Source organism: Pseudomonas grandcourensis, from assembly GCF_039909015.1.
Classification (GTDB): Bacteria; Pseudomonadota; Gammaproteobacteria; order Pseudomonadales; family Pseudomonadaceae; genus Aquipseudomonas; species Aquipseudomonas grandcourensis.
The window spans coordinates 5646122-5665625 of the sequence record NZ_CP150919.1; the positions used below are offsets into that span (position 1 = coordinate 5646122).

A 19504-nucleotide genomic window follows, 5' to 3' on the forward strand; every position below is an offset into this window, starting at 1 on the left:
TACCTGGCTGGGCACAAAATCGCAGGCAAAAATAAACCCGGAACTCGGTCCGGGTTTATTTCAGCGCCTGGGGTCGATCAATGCAGGATCTGGCTCAGGAACAGCTTGGTGCGCTCATTCTGCGGGTTGTCGAAGAAGTCGTTCGGTGCAGCCTGTTCGACGATTTCACCCTTGTCCATGAAGATCACGCGGTTGGCCACGGTGCGGGCGAAGCCCATTTCGTGGGTTACGCAGAGCATGGTCATGCCGTCTTCGGCCAGACCGATCATGGTGTCCAGTACCTCTTTCACCATCTCCGGATCGAGTGCCGAGGTCGGTTCGTCGAACAGCATGATCTTCGGCTTCATGCACAGCGCGCGAGCGATCGCCACACGCTGTTGCTGGCCGCCGGACAGTTGCCCAGGGTACTTGTGCGCCTGCTCTGGAATGCGTACGCGTTCCAGGTAGTGCATGGCGATTTCCTCGGCCTTGCGCTTGGGCATCTTGCGCACCCACATCGGCGCCAATGTGCAGTTCTGCAAGATGGTCAGGTGCGGGAACAGGTTGAAGTGCTGGAACACCATGCCGACTTCACGGCGGATCGCTTCGATCTGCTTGAGATCGTTGGTCAGTTCCACGCCATCGACCACGATGCGGCCTTGCTGGTGCTCTTCCAGACGGTTGAGGCAGCGGATGGTGGTGGATTTGCCGGAACCCGACGGGCCGCACAGCACGATACGCTCGCCCTGCTTGACGTTGAGGTTGATGTCCTTGAGTACGTGAAACTGACCGTACCACTTGTTCACGCCCTGCATCTGAATAATGCCTTCAGGGCTCACAGGCTGTTTGATTGCTTCGCTCATCACAAAACTTCCTAAATTAGGTAGCGACTTAGCGCTTGTGGCCAGTGTCGAGCTTGCGTTCCAGATGCATGGAATAGCGCGACATACCAAAACAGAAAATCCAGAACACCAGGGCGGCGAACACGTAGCCTTCGGTGGCCATGCCCAGCCATTTCGGGTCGGCGGCGGCTTGCTTGACACTGTTGAGCAAGTCGAACAGGCCGATGATGATCACCAGGCTGGTGTCCTTGAACAGGGCAATGAAGGTGTTGACGATGCCGGGGATCACCAGCTTCAGGGCTTGCGGCAGAATCACCAGGCCCATGCTGCGCCAGTAACCCAGGCCCATCGCCGCCGCTGCTTCGTACTGACCTTTTGGAATCGCTTGCAGACCGCCGCGCACCACCTCGGCCACGTAGGCCGACTGGAACAGGATCACGCCGATCAGCGCCCGCAGCAGCTTGTCGAAGTTCATGCCTTCAGGCAGGAACAACGGCAGCATCACCGAGGACATGAACAGCACCGTGATCAACGGCACGCCGCGCCAGAATTCGATGAAGGTCACGCAGACCACGCGAATCGCCGGCATGTCCGAACGACGGCCCAGCGCCAGGACGATCCCCAGTGGCAACGCACCGGCGATGCCGACGGTGGCGATCACCAGGGTCAGCATCAGGCCGCCCCACTGGCTGGTCGCCACGGCGTCCAGCCCCAATACGCCGCCATGCAGCAGGCACCAGGCAATGATCGGGTAGAGCACCAGGAAGCTCAGCCCGTACACCGCCTTATGGTGAAAGCGCGAGATGAACAACGGCGCCACGCCGACAATCGCCAGCCACACCGTCAGGTCCACGCGCCAGCGCAGTACCGGCGGGAAGTAGCCGTACATGAACTGACCGAAACGCTGTTGGATGAACACCCAGCAGGCGCCCTCCTTCGTGCAGTCGGCGCGGGTCGTGCCCACCCAGTTGGCGTCGAGGATGGCCCAATGCAGGATCGGCGGTACCACCAGGTAGATGAGGTAAAACGCAAACAGGGTCAGCACGGTGTTTAGCCAGCTGGAGAACATGTTCGCGCGCATCCACGCCACCACACCGATGCTGCGGTTCGGTGGAGGCATGTCAGGTTTGAAAGTATGAGTACTCATGCGCTTTTCCTTACCGCTCGATCAGCGCAATGCGCTTGTTGTACCAGTTCATCAGCAGGGAAATGCTGATACTGATCGCCAGGTACACGCTCATGGTGATGGCAATCACCTCGATCGCCTGGCCGGTCTGGTTAAGCACGGTCCCGGCGAACAGCGAGACCATTTCCGGATAACCGATACCGGCCGCCAGCGAGGAGTTCTTCGCCAGGTTCAGGTATTGGCTGGTCAGCGGTGGAATGATCACGCGCAGGGCTTGCGGGATGATCACCTTGCGCAGGGTCGGGCCGTTGCGCAGGCCGAGGGAATGCGCCGCTTCGGTCTGGCCATGACTGACCGACTTGATGCCCGAACGCACGATCTCGGCGATGAACGCCGCGGTGTACACCGTAAGGGCCAGGGTCAGCGCCAGCAGTTCCGGGATCAACACCCAGCCACCGACGAAGTTGAAGCCTTGCAGCTTCGGCATTTCCCAATGCAAGGGTGCACCGAAGATCAGTGCGCACAGCGCAGGGATGACCAGGAACAGCGCCAGGCCGACCCAGAACTTGTGGAACGGCACACCGGTGGCTTCGAAGCGCTTGGTCGCCCAGCGGCTCATCAGCACGATGGCGACGATGGCGACTACGACGCTGACCACAAACGGCCAGAAACCATCCGCCATCAGAGCGGCGGGCATGTTCAGGCCACGGCTGCTGACAAAGAAGGTGTCGCCGAAGTTATGACTGTTGCGCGGCCCCGGCATGGTCAGGAACACCGCGAAGTACCAGAACAGGATTTGCAGCAGTGGCGGAATATTGCGGAAGACTTCCACATACACCGTCGCTACCTTGCTGATGATCCAGTTCTTCGACAGCCGTGACACGCCGACGATGAACCCGAGGATCGTCGCCAGGATCACGCCGATGAAGGTCACCAACAGCGTGTTGAGCAGGCCGATGACAAACACTCGGGCATAGGTGTCCGATTCGGTGTAGTCGATCAGGTGTTGAGCGATGCCGAAACCGGCACTGCGCTCCAGAAAGTCGAAACCGGAGGTAATGCCCCGGTGTTGCAGGTTGGTTTGGGTGTTATCGAACAGATACCAGCCCATCGAGACCACCGCGACAATGGTGATGATCTGGAATAGCCACGCACGCACTTTCGGATCGCTGAGGCTAAGCCTCTGCTTTGGTGCGCCGATTGAATTTTGCATGAAGTGCCCCGGAAATAATGGAACAGAACATCACCCGGTGGTTGGCCCACCGGGTGATAGAACCATCAGCGCACTGGTGGTGCGTATTGAATGCCGCCAGCGTTCCACAGAGCGTTCAGCCCGCGGTCGATTTCCAGCGGAGTGTTCTTGCCGAGGTTTTTCTCGAACACTTCGCCGTAGTTGCCGACTTGCTTGATGATCTGCACGACCCAGTCTTTCTTCACTTTCAGGTCTTTGCCGTATTCACCGTCGGTACCCAGCAGACGGGCAACGTCAGGGTTCTTGGTGCCCTTGGCTTCGGCTTCGACGTTCTTCGAAGTGATGCCGGCTTCTTCAGCGTTGAGCATGGCGTAGCCAGTCCAGCGCACGATGGCCAGCCACTCGTCGTCGCCATTACGCACGACCGGGCCCAGAGGCTCCTTGGAAATGGTTTCCGGCAGAACCACGTAGTCCTTCGGCGAAGCCAGCTTGCTGCGCTGGGCGAACAGCTGGGATTTGTCCGAGGTCAGTACGTCGCAACGACCGGATTCCAGCGACTTGGCGCTTTCGTCGGAGGTGTCGAAGGTGATCGGGGTGTATTTCAGGCCGTTGCCGCGGAAGTAGTCGGAAACGTTCAGTTCGGTGGTGGTACCGGCCTGGATGCAGATGGTTGCACCGTCCAGTTCCTTGGCGCTTTTCACGCCCAGCTTGTTGTTTACCAGGAAGCCGATGCCGTCGTAGTAGGTAATGAAGCCCGGGAATTTCAGGCCCATGCCCGCGTCACGGGAGCTGGTCATGGTGGTGTTGCGCGACAGAATGTCGATTTCGCCGGACTGCAGCGCGGTGAAGCGCTCCTTGGCGTTCAACTGGCTGAACTTGACCTTGGTCGCGTCGCCGAAGACCGCCGCCGCCACTGCACGGCAGTAGTCAGCATCGATACCGACGATCTTGCCGGTGGAATCCGGAACCGAGAAGCCTGGCAAGCCATCGCTGACGCCACACTGCACGAAACCTTTCTTCATCACTGCATCCAGGGTTGCGCCCGCCTGGGCAAACCCGCTGACACCGAGTACTGCGGCTGCAGTCACGATAGCCAGGGTGGATTTCAACATCTTCATTCAAACCTCCAGTTTTGCTCTTGTTGTGTCGGAGCGTGAGTCCTGTCGCACCCTTTTGAGGCGTAGTCGACCCGTGTTGGCTTGTTTTGGGGTCAACCGACGTAAGACGTTAGCTATGAGTCTAGTAGGAGAAAATCCACGTCATGGAAAACTCACTCTCACCAGTCGGCCGAACGGGCTGTAGCCCTTTCACGTTCGCGAAGCCCCGTAGCGGCCATTGGCGAACATCCATCACCGGATTCATTGCTATCCCACAGTCGGCAGTACACTGATAGTGTTACCGCCGGGCGCGAGATGGGTTGCACCGTTTCCCCATAGCAAAGCCCGTACCACACCGCTCGCCGAAGCGGTTCAGCTGCAGGTCAATAGCAAAACTTGTACGCTTGCGACACTTTCTTAACGGATCAACCTGACGCGCACTTTGATCACGCACTTATATGTGCGCGCACGCACAACATTGGAGCAGACATGACCGAGCCCTTGATTCTTCAGCCCGTAAAGACCGCAGACGCCTGCGTTATATGGCTGCACGGCCTGGGCGCCGATCGCTACGACTTCCTGCCGGTGGCCGAAGCGCTGCAGGAAACCTTGCTGAGTACCCGCTTCGTTCTCCCGCAGGCACCGCATCGCCCTGTCACTATCAACGGCGGCTACGAGATGCCGAGCTGGTACGACATCCTGGCCATGAGCCCGGCCCGCGCGATCAACCGCGAGCAACTGGAAGAGTCGGCGAATCGCGTCATTGAATTGATCGAACAGCAGCGAGCCAGCGGAATAGACGCCTCGCGGATCTTCCTGGCAGGTTTTTCCCAGGGCGGCGCCGTGGTTTTACACACCGCGTTTCTGAAATGGCAGGGACCGTTGGGTGGTGTCGTTGCCCTTTCTACTTATGCACCGACCTTCAGCGACGAACTGCAACTGTCCGCCAGCCAGCAGCGGATCCCGGTGCTGTCGATGCACGGCCAGTACGACGATGTGGTGCAAAACTCGATGGGGCGCAGCGCCTATGAGCATTTAAAGCAGCGTGGTGTCACCGTGACATGGCAGGAATACCCAATGGGTCACGAAGTGTTACCCGAGGAAATTCGCGACATCGGCGTCTGGCTCGCCGAGCGCTTGCGTTAAGCATTTTTGTTTAAAAGCGCCCTTTGATCCATCCCACTACGCCGCGCCCGATTCTTGCATTACACTGGCCGGCGTACATTCCTTAATCAATTGATGAGATGACCGTGCTCAAAGCACTCAAGAAAATGTTCGGTAAAAGCGAGACTGAGCAACTCGCGCCAGTTCCCAGCCCTGCGTCTCACGCTCCCGGCCACCGCACCGACGGTATTCAGTCTGAACGAGCCACCGCCACGGCGGCACCCAAGCATGAGCCGATGACCGCAATAGCTGACCAGCCTGCGGCGATGACAGCCCCGGAGCAGCCGCTCAGCGAAACACCGAAACCCGCCAGACCGCGCCGCGAACCCAAGCCCAAGGCACCGGTCATCCCATGGAAACTCGAAGACTTCGTCGTCGAGCCCCTGGAAGGCAAGACCCGCTTCCACGATTTCAAACTCGCCCCGGAACTGATGCACGCCATCCAGGACCTGGGCTTCCCGTATTGCACGCCGATCCAGGCACAGGTGCTGGGTTTCACCCTCGCGGGCAAAGACGCCATCGGCCGCGCCCAGACCGGTACCGGCAAGACCGCTGCGTTCCTGGTCTCGATCATCACCCAGTTGCTGCAAACCCCGCCGCCGAAAGAGCGCTACATGGGTGAGCCACGGGCACTGATCATCGCGCCGACCCGCGAACTGGTGGTACAGATCGCCAAGGACGCCGCCGACCTGACCAAGTACACCGGCCTCAACGTCATGACGTTCGTCGGCGGCATGGACTTCGACAAGCAACTCAAGCACCTCGAAGCCCGCCACTGCGACATCCTCGTGGCCACGCCGGGCCGCCTGCTGGACTTCAACCAGCGCGGCGACGTGCACCTGGACATGGTCGAAGTGATGGTGCTGGACGAAGCCGACCGCATGCTCGACATGGGCTTCATCCCGCAAGTGCGCCAGATCATTCGCCAGACGCCGCCGAAGTCCGAGCGTCAGACGCTGCTGTTCTCCGCGACCTTCACCGAAGACGTGATGAACCTGGCCAAGCAATGGACCACCGACCCGTCGATCGTCGAGATCGAATCGCAGAACGTGGCCAACGAAAACGTCGAGCAGCACATCTACGCGGTGGCCGGTGCCGACAAATACAAACTGCTCTACAACCTGGTCAACGACAACGGTTGGGAGCGGGTCATCGTGTTCGCCAACCGCAAGGATGAAGTGCGGCGCATCGAAGAGCGCCTGGTGCGTGACGGCATCAACGCCGCGCAACTGTCCGGCGACGTGCCGCAGCACAAGCGCATCAAGACCCTCGAAGGCTTCCGCGAAGGCAAGATCCGCGTACTGGTCGCCACCGACGTGGCCGGTCGTGGTATCCACATCGACGGCATCAGCCACGTGATCAACTTCACCCTGCCGGAAGTGCCGGACGACTACGTGCACCGCATCGGTCGCACCGGTCGTGCTGGTGCCGACGGTGTGTCCATCAGCTTTGCCGGTGAAGATGACTCCTACCAGCTACCGTCCATCGAGGAAAAGCTGGGGCGCAAGATCAGCTGTGAAACGCCACCGACGCATCTGTTGCGGGCCGTTGAGCGCAAGCGTCCACATTAAGCGACGCTGAAAAGACAAGCGCAGCCGGCAACGGACTGCGCTTTTTTTTCGCCTGGATATTGTCTGCGATAACTAAAAGTCCATAATAGACAAATTAGTTTACTTTCAATCCCGGAGCCGACCATGTCCAGTACGCCCCAAGTGATCAACCAGAACCAGGCCCGCGAGTTGCTGGCGCAGGTCGACGTACCGCAAATCCTGCGCAACATGTTCCGTGACCTGGCGATCGGGCAAGCAGTGCAACCGGCGCAACAACTGGTGGAGTTCCCACAGGGTGCCGGCGACTTCATCAACTACCTGGGCGTGTTGGCCGAAGACGGCGTGTACGGGATCAAGACTTCGCCATACATCGTCCGTGATCAAGGGCCATTGGTGACCGCGTGGACGCTGCTGATGTCGACGCAGACCGGTCAGCCGCTGCTGCTGTGCGACGCTGGAGAACTGACCACCGCACGCACCGCTGCGACCACCGCCGTGGCGGTCGACGCCCTCGCGCCACTCACAGCCAATCGCCTGGCCATCATCGGCAGCGGCAAAGTGGCCCAGGCGCACCTGCATTACGTGAAAGGCCTGCGCGACTGGCAAAGCATCAGCCTGTACGCGCCGAACCTGAGCGACGATCCTGACACCGTCGGCCTGCTGAAAAACATCGAGCCACGCCTGAACATCGTCGACAGTCGCGAAGCCGCCGTTGAGGACGCCGACGTGATCATGCTCTGCACTTCGTCCGCCGGACCTGTGATCGACCCGTCAAGCCTGAGCAAACCGGCGCTGATCACCTCCATCAGCACCAACGCCCCGCGTGCCCATGAAGTGCCGCCGCAAAGCCTCAACGACATGCAGGTGTTCTGTGACTATCGCCTGACCACCCCAGGCTCGGCCGGTGAAATGCTGATCGCCGCCGAACGGCACGGTTGGGACAAAAACGCGATTGTCGGCGACCTGCCGGACCTGATCAGTGAAAAAGTACAGCGTCCGGACTATGACCGACACGTGTTCTTCCGCTCCATCGGCCTGGGCCTGGAAGACATTGCGCTGGCCAATGCGATCTATCGTCTCTCTCACTAACACTTAGATCCTGTGGGAGCGGGCTCGCTCCCACAAGAGATCACCACAATTTCAGCATCGCACTTCACTGGAGACGTTCATGAGCCAGGCAGATTTCATCATCATCGGCGGCGGGATTGCCGGTGCTTCCACGGGTTTCTGGCTGTCGCAGCACGGCCGCGTGATCGTGCTCGAACGCGAATCCCATCCGGCCTATCACTCCACCGGCCGTTCGGCTGCGCTGTACACCGCAGCCTACGGCACCCCGCAAGTGCGGGCGCTGACCCTGGCCAGCCGGGACTTTTTCGACAACCCGCCCAGCGGTTTCTGCGAACACCCGCTGCTGACCCCGCGGGGCGAAATGACCGTGGACCTGACCGGTGATCCGGACGAATTGAACAGGCAATACCAGAGCGCAAAAACCACGGTGCCGGAGATGCAATTGCTCGGCGTCGACGAGGCCTGCGCACTGGTGCCGATCCTGCGCCGGGAAAAAGTCCACGGCGCCATCTACGACCCGACCGCCAGCGACATCGACACCGACGCCCTGCACCAGGGCTATTTGCGCGGTATCCGCCGCAACCAGGGCGAAGTGCATACCGACAGCGAAGTCGTCGGCCTGAGCCGCGACGGCCAAGGTACATGGCACGTCCAGACCGGCAGCCAGACCTTCAGCGCCCCGATCATCATCAACGCCGCTGGCGCCTGGGCCGACAAGATCGGTGAACTGGCTGGCGCCAAGCCCCTGGGCCTGCAACCCAAGCGCCGGGCCGCGTTCATCTTCGCCGGCCCCGAAGGCGTGGACATCCACCACTGGCCGATGCTGGTCAGCCTCGACGAATCCTTCTACATGAAACCCGACGCTGGGATGTTCCTCGGCTCGCCGGCCAACGCCGACCCGGTGGAACCCCACGATGTGCAGCCCGAAGAGCTGGACATCGCCATGGGCATCTTCCAGATCGAAGAAGCCACGACCCTGACCATTCGCCGCCCGACCCGCACCTGGGCCGGCCTGCGCAGCTTCGTCAGCGACGGCGACTTGCTGTCCGGCTTCGATCCACAGGTACCGGGGCTGTTCTGGGTCGCGGCACAAGGCGGTTATGGCATCCAGACCTCGCCGGCCATGGGCCAGGCCAGCGCGGCACTGGTGCGCGGTGCCGCGTTGCCCGAGTCGCTCGGCCGTTTCGGTCTGAATGCCGAAATACTCTCCCCTGCTCGCCTCGGTTGATCCTGATCCTCAGGTGACGTGCCCACACGATTACGGCACACTTTCAGCGCCCCTTTGATGGGGCGCTGACGCTGCCTGGAGTTCCACCGTATGAACGCCCCCGAAAAAGACTCGGCCCTGAACGACACATCCCTGGATAACTTCCACGCGATTGCCGACGCCATCGCCACGTTGTTTTTCCCCCACGCCGAAGTGGTGCTGCACGACCTGCGCACGCAAAAAGTCGACTACATCGCCAACAACCTGTCCAAGCGGGAAATCGGCAACGACTCGGCGCTGGAAGACATGCTCAGCGACGATGTCAGCGAACGAAACATCGGGCCGTACGAAAAGCTCAACTGGGATGGTCAGAAGATTCGCAGCCTCAGCACAGTGCTCCGCGACAGCGAGGGTCATCCGCTGGCGGTGCTGTGCATCAACCTGAATATTTCGTTGTTCGAAAATGCCAAGGCCGCCCTGGACCTGTTCCTGTCGCCGACCAAGCTGATCCCGCAACCGGATGCGCTGTTCCGCGATGACTGGCAGGAGCGGATCAACACCTTCCTCCACGCCTGGCTGCGCGAACGTCAGTTGAGCCTGAATCTGCTGACTCGCGACCACAAGCGGGAACTGGTGCTGGCGTTGCACGCCGAAGGCGCGTTCAAGGGCAAAAGCGCCTCGAACTACGTGGCCAATGTGCTGAACATGGGCCGGGCGACGGTGTACAAGCATTTGAAGGAATTGAAGGGCTAGGCCCGGAGATTTGTATTGCTTGATCTGGCCTCTTCGCGAGCAGGCTCGCTCCTACAATGGATCGGTGTACACCGTACCCTGTAGGAGCGAGCCTGCTCGCGAAAGCGGTTGATTAGTCGCCGTAGATGTCAGACTTGAAATACTTGTCCGAAATCTTCTGGTACTCACCACTGGCGCGAATGCCATCAATGGCCGTGTTCAGCTCGCTGACCAACTCGGTGTTGCCCTTGCGCACCGCAATCCCGGCACCCTCGCCCACATATTTCGGATCTTTCAGCTCCGGCCCGACAAAGGCGTAACCCTTGCCACGCGGCATCGACAGGAAGTCATTGAGCGGAATGGTGTCGGCAAAAATCGCGTCGAGGCGGCCGGCGGCTAGGTCCATGTAGATTTCTTCGTTGTTGCTGTAGCGCTTGACGTTGATGCCCTTGGGCTCGAACACCTCGCTGGCGTAACGGTCGGTGGTAGTGGCGCGCTGCACACCGACGGTCTTGCCCTTGAGGCTGGCGTACTGGTCATCCACCACCGCGCCGTCCTTCATCACCAGGCGCGACGAAGTGAAATAGTACTTATGGGTGAAGTCCACCGACTTCTTGCGGTCTTCATTGATGGTCATGGACGACAGCGCCATGTCGATTTTCTTCACCTTCAGGGAAGGAATCAGACCGTCGAACTCGCCTTCGACCCACACACACTTGGCCTTCATCTGCGCACACAGGGCATTGCCGATGTCATAGTCGAAACCGACGATTTCGCCTTTGTCGGTTTTCGAGGCGAACGGCGGATACGCCGCTTCAATACCGATGCGCAAGGTTTTCTCGGCGGCGAATACAGAGCTGCACGCCAACAGGCTCAGGGCCAGACCGGTGATGAGGGGGAACTTCTTCATGTTCGTTTTCTCGCGGTTGTTGTTGGTTTGGCAAGACAGAAGAAAAAGCTGAAACGGGTGGAAACCTTTTTTTGTACTTATAATTCCATACTGGACTTTTATGTATAAATCGTCAATGAGGCAAATGCAGCCCGTGCCGGCCGATGGTCGGGTGGTGGATCAGCAAGATTTTTAGTGGTGCTGATGACGCCATCGCGAGCAGGCTCACTCCTACATTTGAACTGTGAACACAGATCTACTGTAGGAGTGAGCCTGCTCGCGATGGCTTAATCAGAGAGGCCGCAGAAACTACTGCTTCCAGCGATCCGCCGCCGCATGATCACTGTCACGCCCCTCGACCCAACGCGCCCCGTCACTGGTGTTTTCTTTCTTCCAGAACGGCGCACGGGTTTTCAGGTAATCCATGACAAAGGCACAGGCGTCGAATGCCGCCTGACGATGGGCGCTGGCCGCACCGACGAAGACAATCGGCTCGCCCGGCTCCAGGGCGCCGATGCGGTGCAGCACTTCCAGCTTGAGCAGCGGCCAGCGCTGCTCGGCCTCGATGGCGATCTTGCCGAGGGCCTTTTCGGTCATGCCGGGATAGTGTTCAAGGAACATCCCGGCCACATCGAGGCCGTCATTGAAGTCGCGCACGTAGCCGACAAAACTCACCACCGCACCCACGCCGACGTTGGCATCGTGCATGGCATTGACTTCGGCACCCGGGTCGAACGCGGTGGACTGCACGCGAATCGCCATGGTTCAGCCTCCGGTCACAGTCGGAAAGAACGCCACTTCATCGCCCTCGCTGACCGGCTCGTCGAGCTGGCACAGGTCTTCATTGCGGGCGCACATCAGGTTTTGCTCGCTCAACACCTCGGCACCGTCACGTTGGGCCAACAGTGCGCGGACGTCGTCGACAGTGGCGAAGCTGCCTTCCACTTTCACCGAGTCCAGACCCAACGCTTCACGATAACGGGCGAAAAACTTCACGGTAACGTTCATGACTGCTCCGCCTGGAAATGTCCGCTCTTGCCGCCGACCTTCTCCAGCAGACGCACGCTTTCGATGGTCATGCCACGGTCCACGGCCTTGCACATGTCGTAGATGGTCAGCGCGGCGACACTGGCAGCCGTCAGGGCTTCCATTTCGACGCCGGTCTGCCCGGACAGCTTGCAGCGCGCCACGATGCGCACCGAATCGTCGCCTTCGGCACTGAGCTCGACCTTGACACCGGTCAGCATCAGCGGATGGCACAGGGGAATCAGATCACTGGTTTTCTTCGCCGCCTGAATGCCGGCAATGCGCGCCACGGCAAACACATCACCCTTGGGGTGGCCGCCGCTGACGATCATCTGCAGGGTTTCGGGCAGCATGCGCACCAGCGCTTGAGCGGTCGCCTCACGGAACGTCACGGCTTTTTCAGTGACGTCGACCATGTTGGCGCGACCTTGGGAATCGAGATGAGTCAGCACGGGATTACTCCTGATCAGGAGCGTCGATTGTAAACCTGCGGGTCAGATTTCCGCACGCACGATTGTCGGCCCACCACAAACCAATGTGGGAGCGAGCTTGCTCCGGGCGGCGTTCCGACGATAGCGGCCTGTCATTAACCCGAGATGTCGACTGACACACCGTCATCGCAAGCAAACTCGCTCCCACAGGTTCTTCATACGCCCGGACTCGGTGGACAGTTCCAAATGCGATTCCTTATTAAATTTTAAAAACACAAATTAAAGTCATGCCAAACAACAGAAAGAAATGTAACAAAAGCCTACTGAGCATTCGCTTTTCTGACATCAGCGATCAGCTTTAATTGGTGCACCAGCCAGTAAGTTACTGATTATTTTATAGCAAATTTCGACGTAAGAATTTTCCGTAAGCACGCGCTCATGGCTCGCCATGAAACTTCCTACAATTGAATGTTAGACCGATTTGTTAATTCGAGAAAAACTGACCAACAAAGCTAACGATTCTAAAAATCTCAGTACTGATGTGTCGCATCAGGTTTTTTTCTACTGACCTCCGGCAGCAGCTCAACGGGGCAGGTCCTACACATCAACCATGGTGGCACACGGGAGGCTAGTCATGTCAGCGCGGACAATTTACTCTGGAAAACACATCGTAATCTCTCACTGCCGGGACTGTGAAATCCCTGGCTACATGATTATTTCTCTTAAGCGGAACATATCAAGACTCGCAGAACTAAATTCGGCGGAAAGTGCTGAACTGATGAAAGGCTTGGCATTTACGGAGCGAGCCATAAACACGCTATTTTCTCCTGAAAAAATATACATAATGCGTATTTCCGAACTCAATCATGAACTGCATTTTCATGTTTTCCCCAGGTATGCCTCCGTAACCAAGTTATATTTGGCGGAACACAATGAACGCATTATTGATGGCCCCTTCTTTTTCAGCTGGACGCGAAAAAAGTTCAGTAGCTCACAGCCTGAGCCGACCCAAGAGGTATTGGACGCGCAATCAATTCTTACGGAAACCATCAAGGGCTATTTTTCGCAATCTCTGTAAACAAGACTGCTTTCGCCCCAGGCTTTGCAGAAACACATTCATCGGTATTGGGTCTGCCCTGAGGCACGGGCCTTTACGTCGCGTACAAAAAACCGGGCGACCTCGCGGCCGCCCGGTTTCGATGAAGCGATTACAAATGCGTTTCGGCGTATTCGGCCAGTATCGAACGAGGTACCCCTTGCAGGGTGATGTGCACCCCGTTCGGGAAGTCCTTGAAGCGTTCAGTGAGGTAGGTCAGCCCGGAACTGGTCGCGGACAGGTAAGGGGTGTCGATCTGTGCCAGGTTGCCCAGGCACACCACTTTGGAACCGGCGCCGGCACGGGTGATGATCGTTTTCATCTGGTGCGGCGTGAGGTTCTGGCATTCGTCGATCAAAATCAGGCTCTGCTGGAAGCTGCGGCCCCGGATGTAGTTGAGGGATTTGAACTGCAACGGCACTTTGCTGAGGATGTAGTCGACGCTGCCATGGGTGCTTTCGTCATCCATGTGCAAGGCTTCGAGGTTGTCGGTGATGGCGCCTAGCCACGGTTCCATTTTTTCCGCTTCGGTGCCAGGCAGGAAGCCGATTTCCTGGTCCAGGCCTTGCACGCTACGGGTGGCGATGATGCGCCGATAACGTTTGCTGACCATGGTCTGCTCGATCGCAGCGGCCAGCGCCAGGATGGTTTTACCCGAACCCGCGGCACCCGACAGGTTGACCAGGTGGATGTCCGGATCGAGCAAGGCGTACAGCGCCAGGCTCTGATAGATATCACGCGGCTTGAGGCCCCAGGCTTCCTGGTGCAGCAGCGGCTCCTGGTGCAGGTCGAGGATCAGCAAGCGGTCTTCTTCAATCTCCTTGATCCAGCCGACAAAGCCCTGTTCATCAATGATGAATTCGTTGATGTGCACCGCCGGCAGGTTGTCGATCAATTGCACCTGATGCCAGGTGCGGCCGTGGTCCTGACGGGTTTCGACCTTGCTCACGCGGTCCCAGAAAGAGCCGGTCATGTTGTGGTAGCCGTTGGGCAGCAAGGACACGTCATCGACCAGTTGGTCGGTGCTGTAGTCCTCCGCCGCGATCCCGCAGGCGCGCGCCTTGAGGCGCATGTTGATGTCTTTGGTGACCAGCACCACGGGCTTCTTCGGGTCGCGCGCGTGCAGGTCGATCAGTTGGTTGATGATTTTGTTGTCGTTCAGGTGCTCGGGCAGAATCAGGTTCGGCTCGGCATGCTTGCTCATCAGAATTGACAGCAAACCCTTGGGTCCGCTTTTGCCACGCTGGATCGGCACACCCTGCTCGACGTCCTCGGGTGAGGCATCGCCCAAGGTCTTGTCGATCAGGCGGATGGCCTGGCGGCATTCGGCGGCTACGCTGTGATGCCCGCTCTTGAGCTTGTCGAGCTCTTCAAGCACGGTCATCGGGATCGCGACGTGGTGTTCTTCGAAGTTAAGCAGCGCGTTTGGATCGTGAATCAATACGTTGGTATCGAGTACATAAAGGATTGGCTGGTTGGAAGAAGAGCTACGTCCGTGATCATCCATACTCGGTCACCTTTGTGGGAGCCATTCGACGCAATACCTTGACAGTGCTGCGCCTCGAAGTGACTGCCGAATACACCTGCGGGGACTCAAGTGTTCTGCATACATGCGGGGTCTTGGAAGACGCCACCTGTGTTGCAGGTTTCGGCGGTCTGTCTTCGTAATACTCCAAAACGTGTGACAAAAAAAATACTTTGACGCTTTTTTGAAATTTATTTTTCAGATTGACCAATAGCACTTGGCGGACTGCCATCACCCGTTTAAAGTCGGAAGTCCACCTGCAACGAATCCCCTTCCAAAATCGCCACAAACCCAATGTTTACGGGGTTTTGTCGTTTTCAGCGAAACGCATCCTGGCAATCCTCCCAGCCGATCCCGACAGGCGCCGTTTGCGTGACCAGCCACGGCAACGCCGTTTTCACTGCGTCCTGTTTCACATTGAAATTGATCACCCCGTGCCGCCACAGCAGCATCAGGGTCAGCACCCGTTGCGCACTCGGGTTGCCCTTGAGTTTACCGGCACCGTCCTGGGCATCGATGTCCCACAACGCTACCTGCAACCCCTGAGTCTTGAAGAAGCCTTCGGCATCGGAACGGCGCTGACCATCGGGCGGGCGGAACAGCGGCACGTAGTTCTCCGGCAGCTTGCTCTTGACCAGTTCGGCGCTGCGGCGCACCGAGTCCTGCCAGTCCTGCCAGTGACTGTGGGAACGGAACTCCCAGCCTTGTACGCCGATGCACTGGCTCGAGTAGGTCGCTTGCAGGTTACTCACCGAAGCTTCGGCCAAACGCGCCTGGATGTCCTTGCCGAGGACAAAGAACGTCCCGCTCAGGTTCGACTTGCGCAGGTACTCGCTGACCCAGGCGGTGTTATCCGGCGCGGCGTTGGCGGCGCTGTCGAAGCTCAGCAGAAACAGCCGGTCATGCATCCCGTCGCCACTGCGCTCATAGTCGCCAAAATGATCGACTTCGCTGCTGGTTTGCGGGAACAGAGCGGCCTTGCGCAACTGTTCGTCCAGGTACTGGGTGTGGAACACACGGCTCGGCTCGGCCCACTTGATGTAGTAGCTGTCTGCGCCGACCTGGAACTTGGCGGCCTGTTCGCGCAAGGTGGGCATGTCTTCGACCAGAAAGCAGAAGGAGGCATCCTGGTCGCAGCTCTGTTGGGCGAAATTGTAGTTGGCCAGCAGCCGTTGCCACATGCGCTGGCGAACCCGGTTGACCGACTCCAGATTGATCGTGCGCAGGCCCAGGCGCTGGGCCAGGGCAGGTTCGTCCAGCGCCTCGCTGGCCAACAGGACACTGGAAAACATGAGGATCTCGGCCCTCGACGCCACGTCGAACAGCGTCGGGTTACCGAGCTTTTCCGGCCAGGTGCTGCGATCGAGCGTCGCCACATCGCCCTGTGCCGCGATGGCGCCGAAGCTCAGTAGCCAGATCGAGATGAGTAAAGCGATACGCAATGGGATGTCTCCATAACAAAACCCGCGCGGCACTATATCCCGGGAAAACCAAAAGATCCCACGACACCACCGATCACCTATGGCCTCGATAGCTGGAGTCAACGAGGACAACCCCCTAGAATCGCCGCCACGATTAAAGGAGACGACTTCATGCTGATGGTGATTTCACCCGCCAAGACCCTCGACTATGAAACACCGCCGGCGACCCAGCGCTTCACCCAGCCGCAGTACCTCGACCACTCCCAGGAGTTGATCCTGCAATTGCGCGAGCTGACGCCCGCGCAAATCAGCGAGTTGATGCACGTTTCCGACAAGATCGGTGGGCTCAACGCCGCGCGTTTCGGCAGCTGGACGCCTGCGTTCACACCAGAAAACGCCAAGCAGGCGCTGCTGGCCTTCAAGGGCGATGTGTACACCGGCATGAATGCGCAAACCCTCAGCGAAGCCGACTTCGACTACGCCCAAAAACACCTGCGCATGCTCTCGGGCCTCTATGGCATGCTGCGTCCGCTGGACCTGATGCAGCCCTATCGACTGGAAATGGGTACCAAACTGGCCAACGCCCGGGGCAAGGATCTGTATGCCTTCTGGGGTACACGCATCAGCGAATGGCTGAACGAAGCCCTGGTCGATCAAGGCGATGACGTGCTGCTCAACCTGGCGTCCAACGAGTACTTTTCGGCGGTCAAGCGCAACGCCTTGAACGCGCGCATCATCAATACCGAATTCAAGGATCTGAAGAACGGCCAGTACAAGATCATCAGCTTCTACGCGAAAAAGGCCCGCGGCTTGATGAGCCGCTTCGTCATCGAGGAACGCATCAACGACCCGGCCGCCCTCAAGCAGTTCGACGTTCAGGGCTATCGATACAGCGTCGAACAGTCCAAGCCGGACAATCTGGTGTTTCTACGCGACCACGCACCAGAGTGATGCATCCGGTCGGCGCACGACCTCCTCCCCCCCTGGTGCGCCGACCCTTGACTCACTTCAGCCTTCCCCGCCATTTCGCCATTTTTATGGCGCCAGAAAAATAACGACCAGTTTTCTAACTTTAGTTTCACTCGACTTCAATCATTTTTTTGCGTAGTGGCACTGACTTTTTTTAACAGTAGTGGCACAAAAATATCCCGCCCAATGATTCGCCTATATATAAAGGGCGAAACGGTAAGTGCTATCAGTTTGAGAGCAGTGCCATCTTTCTCAATATTTCAAAAAATTTCAGATTTCGCGATGAGCGGACTGGAACTATGTCAAAACGCGCCGCTCATACCACCCGTAACGATTCTCGCCGAGCGTGTACGAGATAACTTACGCAGATAAGCGATTCTTGTAGCGAAGTTGTAATACTAACTTGCGCTGACTAATCACTGATTTGGACAACAGCAAGCGGACAGGAGATAACGCGGCATGACTATCCCCTACAAGGCCACGGCAGCGCCCCTATAAACGTGCTCACCCGAGCCCCCAAGCGCTTGATCCACGGGCTTTCGGCCTGAGATCAAGCGTGCAACACCTTTTTGCACCTGCATCCCCTGAAAGGAGGATCGGCTGCATAACAGGGCAAATCATAACAACAAGGCCTAGTTGCGCACACCTTGAGTGCATTTATTTAGACACTCGTAACTTATATGCCAGCACACGGCATTGTTGCGCCTGAAAGTCGCACTTGCGAGTGCACTAAAACCGCTGAACACCATTAACTCCGGCCATCTAATGGCTTGATCAATACAGAGGTAATTGCGATGCGCATCAGCATTTTTGGTTTGGGTTACGTCGGCGCAGTATGTGCCGGTTGCCTGTCTGCACGGGGCCATGACGTCGTTGGCGTCGATGTGGCCAAAGACAAGATCGATATGATCAATGCCGGCAAATCGCCGATCGTTGAACCGGGTCTGGGTGAACTTCTGGCCCAGGGCATCCAGACAGGTCGTCTGCGTGGCACCACCAACTTCGCCGAGGCGATTCGCGACACCGACCTGTCGATGATCTGCGTGGGCACGCCGAGCAAGAAGAACGGCGACCTGGAGCTGAACTACATCGAAGCCGTGTGCCGCGAAATCGGTTTTGTCCTGCGTGACAAGACCACCCGCCACACCATCGTCGTACGCAGCACCGTGCTGCCAGGCACCGTGGCCAACGTGGTCATCCCGATTCTCGAAGACTGCTCCGGCAAGAAGGCCGGTGTTGATTTCGGCGTGGCCGTGAACCCTGAGTTCCTGCGCGAAAGCACCGCCATCGCCGACTACGACCAACCGCCAATGACCGTCATCGGCGAATTCGACAAGGCGTCCGGCGACGTTCTGCAATCGCTGTACGAAGAGCTCGACGCACCGATCATCCGCAAGGACATCGCGGTCGCCGAGATGATCAAGTACACCTGCAACGTGTGGCACGCCACCAAGGTCACCTTCGCCAACGAAATCGGCAACATCGCCAAGGCCGTCGGCGTCGACGGTCGCGAAGTGATGGACGTGGTCTGCCAGGACAAGACCCTCAACCTGTCCCAGTACTACATGCGCCCAGGCTTCGCCTTCGGCGGCTCGTGCCTGCCAAAAGACGTGCGTGCCCTGACCTACCGCGCCAGCTCCCTGGACGTGGAAGCCCCGTTGCTCAACTCGCTGATGCGCAGCAACGAATCCCAGGTGCAGAACGCTTTCGACATCGTCTCCAGCCACGACAAACGCAAAGTCGCCCTGCTGGGCTTGAGCTTCAAGGCCGGCACCGACGACCTGCGCGAAAGCCCGCTGGTCGACCTGGCGGAAATGCTGATCGGCAAGGGCTACGACCTGAGCATCTACGACAGCAACGTCGAGTACGCCCGCGTTCACGGTGCGAACAAGGACTACATCGAGTCGAAGATCCCTCACGTCTCGTCCTTGCTGAACTCCGATTTCGACGCGGTGATCAACAACTCCGACGTGATCATCCTCGGCAACCGTGACGAGAAATTCCGCGCCCTGGTGCAGGAAGTTCCACACGGCAAGCAGGTGATCGACCTGGTGGGCTTCATGTCCAAGGCCACCAGCACAACTGCCCGCACTGAAGGCATTTGCTGGTAACCACGGTTCCGTAGGAGCTGGCGAAGCCTGCGATCCTTTGGCGCCTTCAGGGGCGCCAAAGGTTCCTGGATCGCAGCCT

The 19504-nt window shown here is 58.4% G+C and carries 18 protein-coding genes; 8 read left to right on the top strand and 10 right to left on the bottom strand.

Translation table 11 applies throughout. The features are described from left to right. Window positions 1-77: 77 nt before the first annotated feature. From AABM52_RS25295 to AABM52_RS25310, 4 genes are all read right to left on the bottom strand, one after another. On the bottom strand, window positions 78-842 hold the full coding sequence (locus tag AABM52_RS25295) for an amino acid ABC transporter ATP-binding protein (protein ID WP_008053474.1): 765 nt from the start codon (window positions 840-842) through the stop codon (window positions 78-80). 28 nt (window positions 843-870) lie between these two features. Continuing rightward, window positions 871-1968: an amino acid ABC transporter permease gene (locus AABM52_RS25300; RefSeq protein ID WP_347908844.1), complete on the bottom strand. Its 1098-nt coding sequence runs from the start codon at window positions 1966-1968 to the stop codon at window positions 871-873. Window positions 1969-1978: 10 nt separating this feature from the next. Then, entirely contained in the window at window positions 1979-3160 is a 1182-nt protein-coding gene (locus AABM52_RS25305; RefSeq protein WP_347908846.1) for an amino acid ABC transporter permease, read from the bottom strand. A gap of 65 nt (window positions 3161-3225) precedes the next feature. Continuing rightward, window positions 3226-4257, bottom strand: coding sequence for an amino acid ABC transporter substrate-binding protein (locus tag AABM52_RS25310; RefSeq protein WP_347908847.1), 1032 nt, complete (start codon window positions 4255-4257; stop codon window positions 3226-3228). A 468-nt stretch (window positions 4258-4725) separates the two neighbouring features. On the opposite strand from AABM52_RS25310, the gene AABM52_RS25315 reads away from it, so the two are divergent. From AABM52_RS25315 to AABM52_RS25335, 5 genes are all read left to right on the top strand, one after another. Then, on the top strand, window positions 4726-5382 hold the full coding sequence (locus AABM52_RS25315; RefSeq protein WP_347908849.1) for an alpha/beta hydrolase: 657 nt from the start codon (window positions 4726-4728) through the stop codon (window positions 5380-5382). 98 nt (window positions 5383-5480) lie between these two features. Next, window positions 5481-6971, top strand: coding sequence for an ATP-dependent RNA helicase RhlB (rhlB, locus tag AABM52_RS25320; RefSeq protein ID WP_347908851.1), 1491 nt, complete (start codon window positions 5481-5483; stop codon window positions 6969-6971). Between the two features lie 123 nt (window positions 6972-7094). Next, window positions 7095-8039: an ornithine cyclodeaminase family protein gene (locus AABM52_RS25325; protein WP_347908852.1), complete on the top strand. Its 945-nt coding sequence runs from the start codon at window positions 7095-7097 to the stop codon at window positions 8037-8039. Between the two features lie 79 nt (window positions 8040-8118). After that, a complete protein-coding gene (locus AABM52_RS25330) occupies window positions 8119-9246 on the top strand; it encodes an FAD-binding oxidoreductase (RefSeq protein WP_347908854.1) in 1128 nt (375 codons plus the stop codon). 90 nt (window positions 9247-9336) lie between these two features. Continuing rightward, a complete protein-coding gene (locus tag AABM52_RS25335; protein WP_347908856.1) occupies window positions 9337-9978 on the top strand; it encodes a PAS domain-containing protein in 642 nt (213 codons plus the stop codon). Window positions 9979-10090: 112 nt separating this feature from the next. Here the strand turns inward: AABM52_RS25335 and AABM52_RS25340 are convergent, their stop codons facing one another. The 4 genes from AABM52_RS25340 to moaC form a co-directional block, all read right to left on the bottom strand. After that, window positions 10091-10867: an ABC transporter substrate-binding protein gene (locus tag AABM52_RS25340; protein WP_150814303.1), complete on the bottom strand. Its 777-nt coding sequence runs from the start codon at window positions 10865-10867 to the stop codon at window positions 10091-10093. Between the two features lie 288 nt (window positions 10868-11155). Next, window positions 11156-11608: a molybdopterin synthase catalytic subunit MoaE gene (gene moaE, locus AABM52_RS25345; RefSeq protein ID WP_347908858.1), complete on the bottom strand. Its 453-nt coding sequence runs from the start codon at window positions 11606-11608 to the stop codon at window positions 11156-11158. Between the two features lie 3 nt (window positions 11609-11611). Further along, window positions 11612-11854, bottom strand: coding sequence for a molybdopterin converting factor subunit 1 (moaD, locus tag AABM52_RS25350; protein WP_347908860.1), 243 nt, complete (start codon window positions 11852-11854; stop codon window positions 11612-11614). Continuing rightward, window positions 11851-12324, bottom strand: coding sequence for a cyclic pyranopterin monophosphate synthase MoaC (gene moaC / locus AABM52_RS25355; protein ID WP_056726185.1), 474 nt, complete (start codon window positions 12322-12324; stop codon window positions 11851-11853). Before moaC ends, moaD begins: the two co-directional genes overlap by 4 nt. A gap of 613 nt (window positions 12325-12937) precedes the next feature. Here moaC and AABM52_RS25360 point away from each other — a divergent pair. Continuing rightward, window positions 12938-13381: an HIT domain-containing protein gene (locus AABM52_RS25360; protein ID WP_347908861.1), complete on the top strand. Its 444-nt coding sequence runs from the start codon at window positions 12938-12940 to the stop codon at window positions 13379-13381. Window positions 13382-13511: 130 nt separating this feature from the next. Here AABM52_RS25360 and AABM52_RS25365 read toward each other — a convergent pair whose 3' ends face one another. Next, a complete protein-coding gene (locus AABM52_RS25365) occupies window positions 13512-14906 on the bottom strand; it encodes a PhoH family protein (protein ID WP_223440979.1) in 1395 nt (464 codons plus the stop codon). A 335-nt stretch (window positions 14907-15241) separates the two neighbouring features. Next, entirely contained in the window at window positions 15242-16366 is a 1125-nt protein-coding gene (locus AABM52_RS25370; protein WP_347908863.1) for a polysaccharide deacetylase family protein, read from the bottom strand. Window positions 16367-16516: 150 nt separating this feature from the next. Between AABM52_RS25370 and yaaA the strand changes: the two genes are divergently transcribed. Both yaaA and AABM52_RS25380 read left to right on the top strand, forming a co-directional pair. Continuing rightward, complete coding sequence (gene yaaA / locus AABM52_RS25375) at window positions 16517-17296, top strand: peroxide stress protein YaaA (protein ID WP_347908865.1); 780 nt, start codon at window positions 16517-16519, stop codon at window positions 17294-17296. Window positions 17297-18108: 812 nt separating this feature from the next. Continuing rightward, a complete protein-coding gene (locus AABM52_RS25380; protein ID WP_347908867.1) occupies window positions 18109-19425 on the top strand; it encodes a UDP-glucose/GDP-mannose dehydrogenase family protein in 1317 nt (438 codons plus the stop codon). Window positions 19426-19504 lie beyond the last annotated feature (79 nt).

Excerpts from the sequence above, each read along its gene's own strand:
- AABM52_RS25295 (WP_008053474.1), bottom strand. The coding sequence starts at position 842 with ATGAGCGAAGCAATCAAACAGCCTGTGAGCCCTGAAGGCATTATTCAG.
- AABM52_RS25300 (WP_347908844.1), bottom strand. The coding sequence starts at position 1,968 with ATGAGTACTCATACTTTCAAACCTGACATGCCTCCACCGAACCGCAGC.
- AABM52_RS25305 (WP_347908846.1), bottom strand. The coding sequence starts at position 3,160 with ATGCAAAATTCAATCGGCGCACCAAAGCAGAGGCTTAGCCTCAGCGAT.
- AABM52_RS25310 (WP_347908847.1), bottom strand. The coding sequence starts at position 4,257 with ATGAAGATGTTGAAATCCACCCTGGCTATCGTGACTGCAGCCGCAGTA.
- AABM52_RS25315 (WP_347908849.1), top strand. The coding sequence starts at position 4,726 with ATGACCGAGCCCTTGATTCTTCAGCCCGTAAAGACCGCAGACGCCTGC.
- rhlB (WP_347908851.1), top strand. The coding sequence starts at position 5,481 with ATGACCGTGCTCAAAGCACTCAAGAAAATGTTCGGTAAAAGCGAGACT.
- AABM52_RS25325 (WP_347908852.1), top strand. The coding sequence starts at position 7,095 with ATGTCCAGTACGCCCCAAGTGATCAACCAGAACCAGGCCCGCGAGTTG.
- AABM52_RS25330 (WP_347908854.1), top strand. The coding sequence starts at position 8,119 with ATGAGCCAGGCAGATTTCATCATCATCGGCGGCGGGATTGCCGGTGCT.
- AABM52_RS25335 (WP_347908856.1), top strand. The coding sequence starts at position 9,337 with ATGAACGCCCCCGAAAAAGACTCGGCCCTGAACGACACATCCCTGGAT.
- AABM52_RS25340 (WP_150814303.1), bottom strand. The coding sequence starts at position 10,867 with ATGAAGAAGTTCCCCCTCATCACCGGTCTGGCCCTGAGCCTGTTGGCG.
- moaE (WP_347908858.1), bottom strand. The coding sequence starts at position 11,608 with ATGGCGATTCGCGTGCAGTCCACCGCGTTCGACCCGGGTGCCGAAGTC.
- moaD (WP_347908860.1), bottom strand. The coding sequence starts at position 11,854 with ATGAACGTTACCGTGAAGTTTTTCGCCCGTTATCGTGAAGCGTTGGGT.
- AABM52_RS25360 (WP_347908861.1), top strand. The coding sequence starts at position 12,938 with ATGTCAGCGCGGACAATTTACTCTGGAAAACACATCGTAATCTCTCAC.
- AABM52_RS25365 (WP_223440979.1), bottom strand. The coding sequence starts at position 14,906 with ATGGATGATCACGGACGTAGCTCTTCTTCCAACCAGCCAATCCTTTAT.
- yaaA (WP_347908865.1), top strand. The coding sequence starts at position 16,517 with ATGCTGATGGTGATTTCACCCGCCAAGACCCTCGACTATGAAACACCG.
- AABM52_RS25380 (WP_347908867.1), top strand. The coding sequence starts at position 18,109 with ATGCGCATCAGCATTTTTGGTTTGGGTTACGTCGGCGCAGTATGTGCC.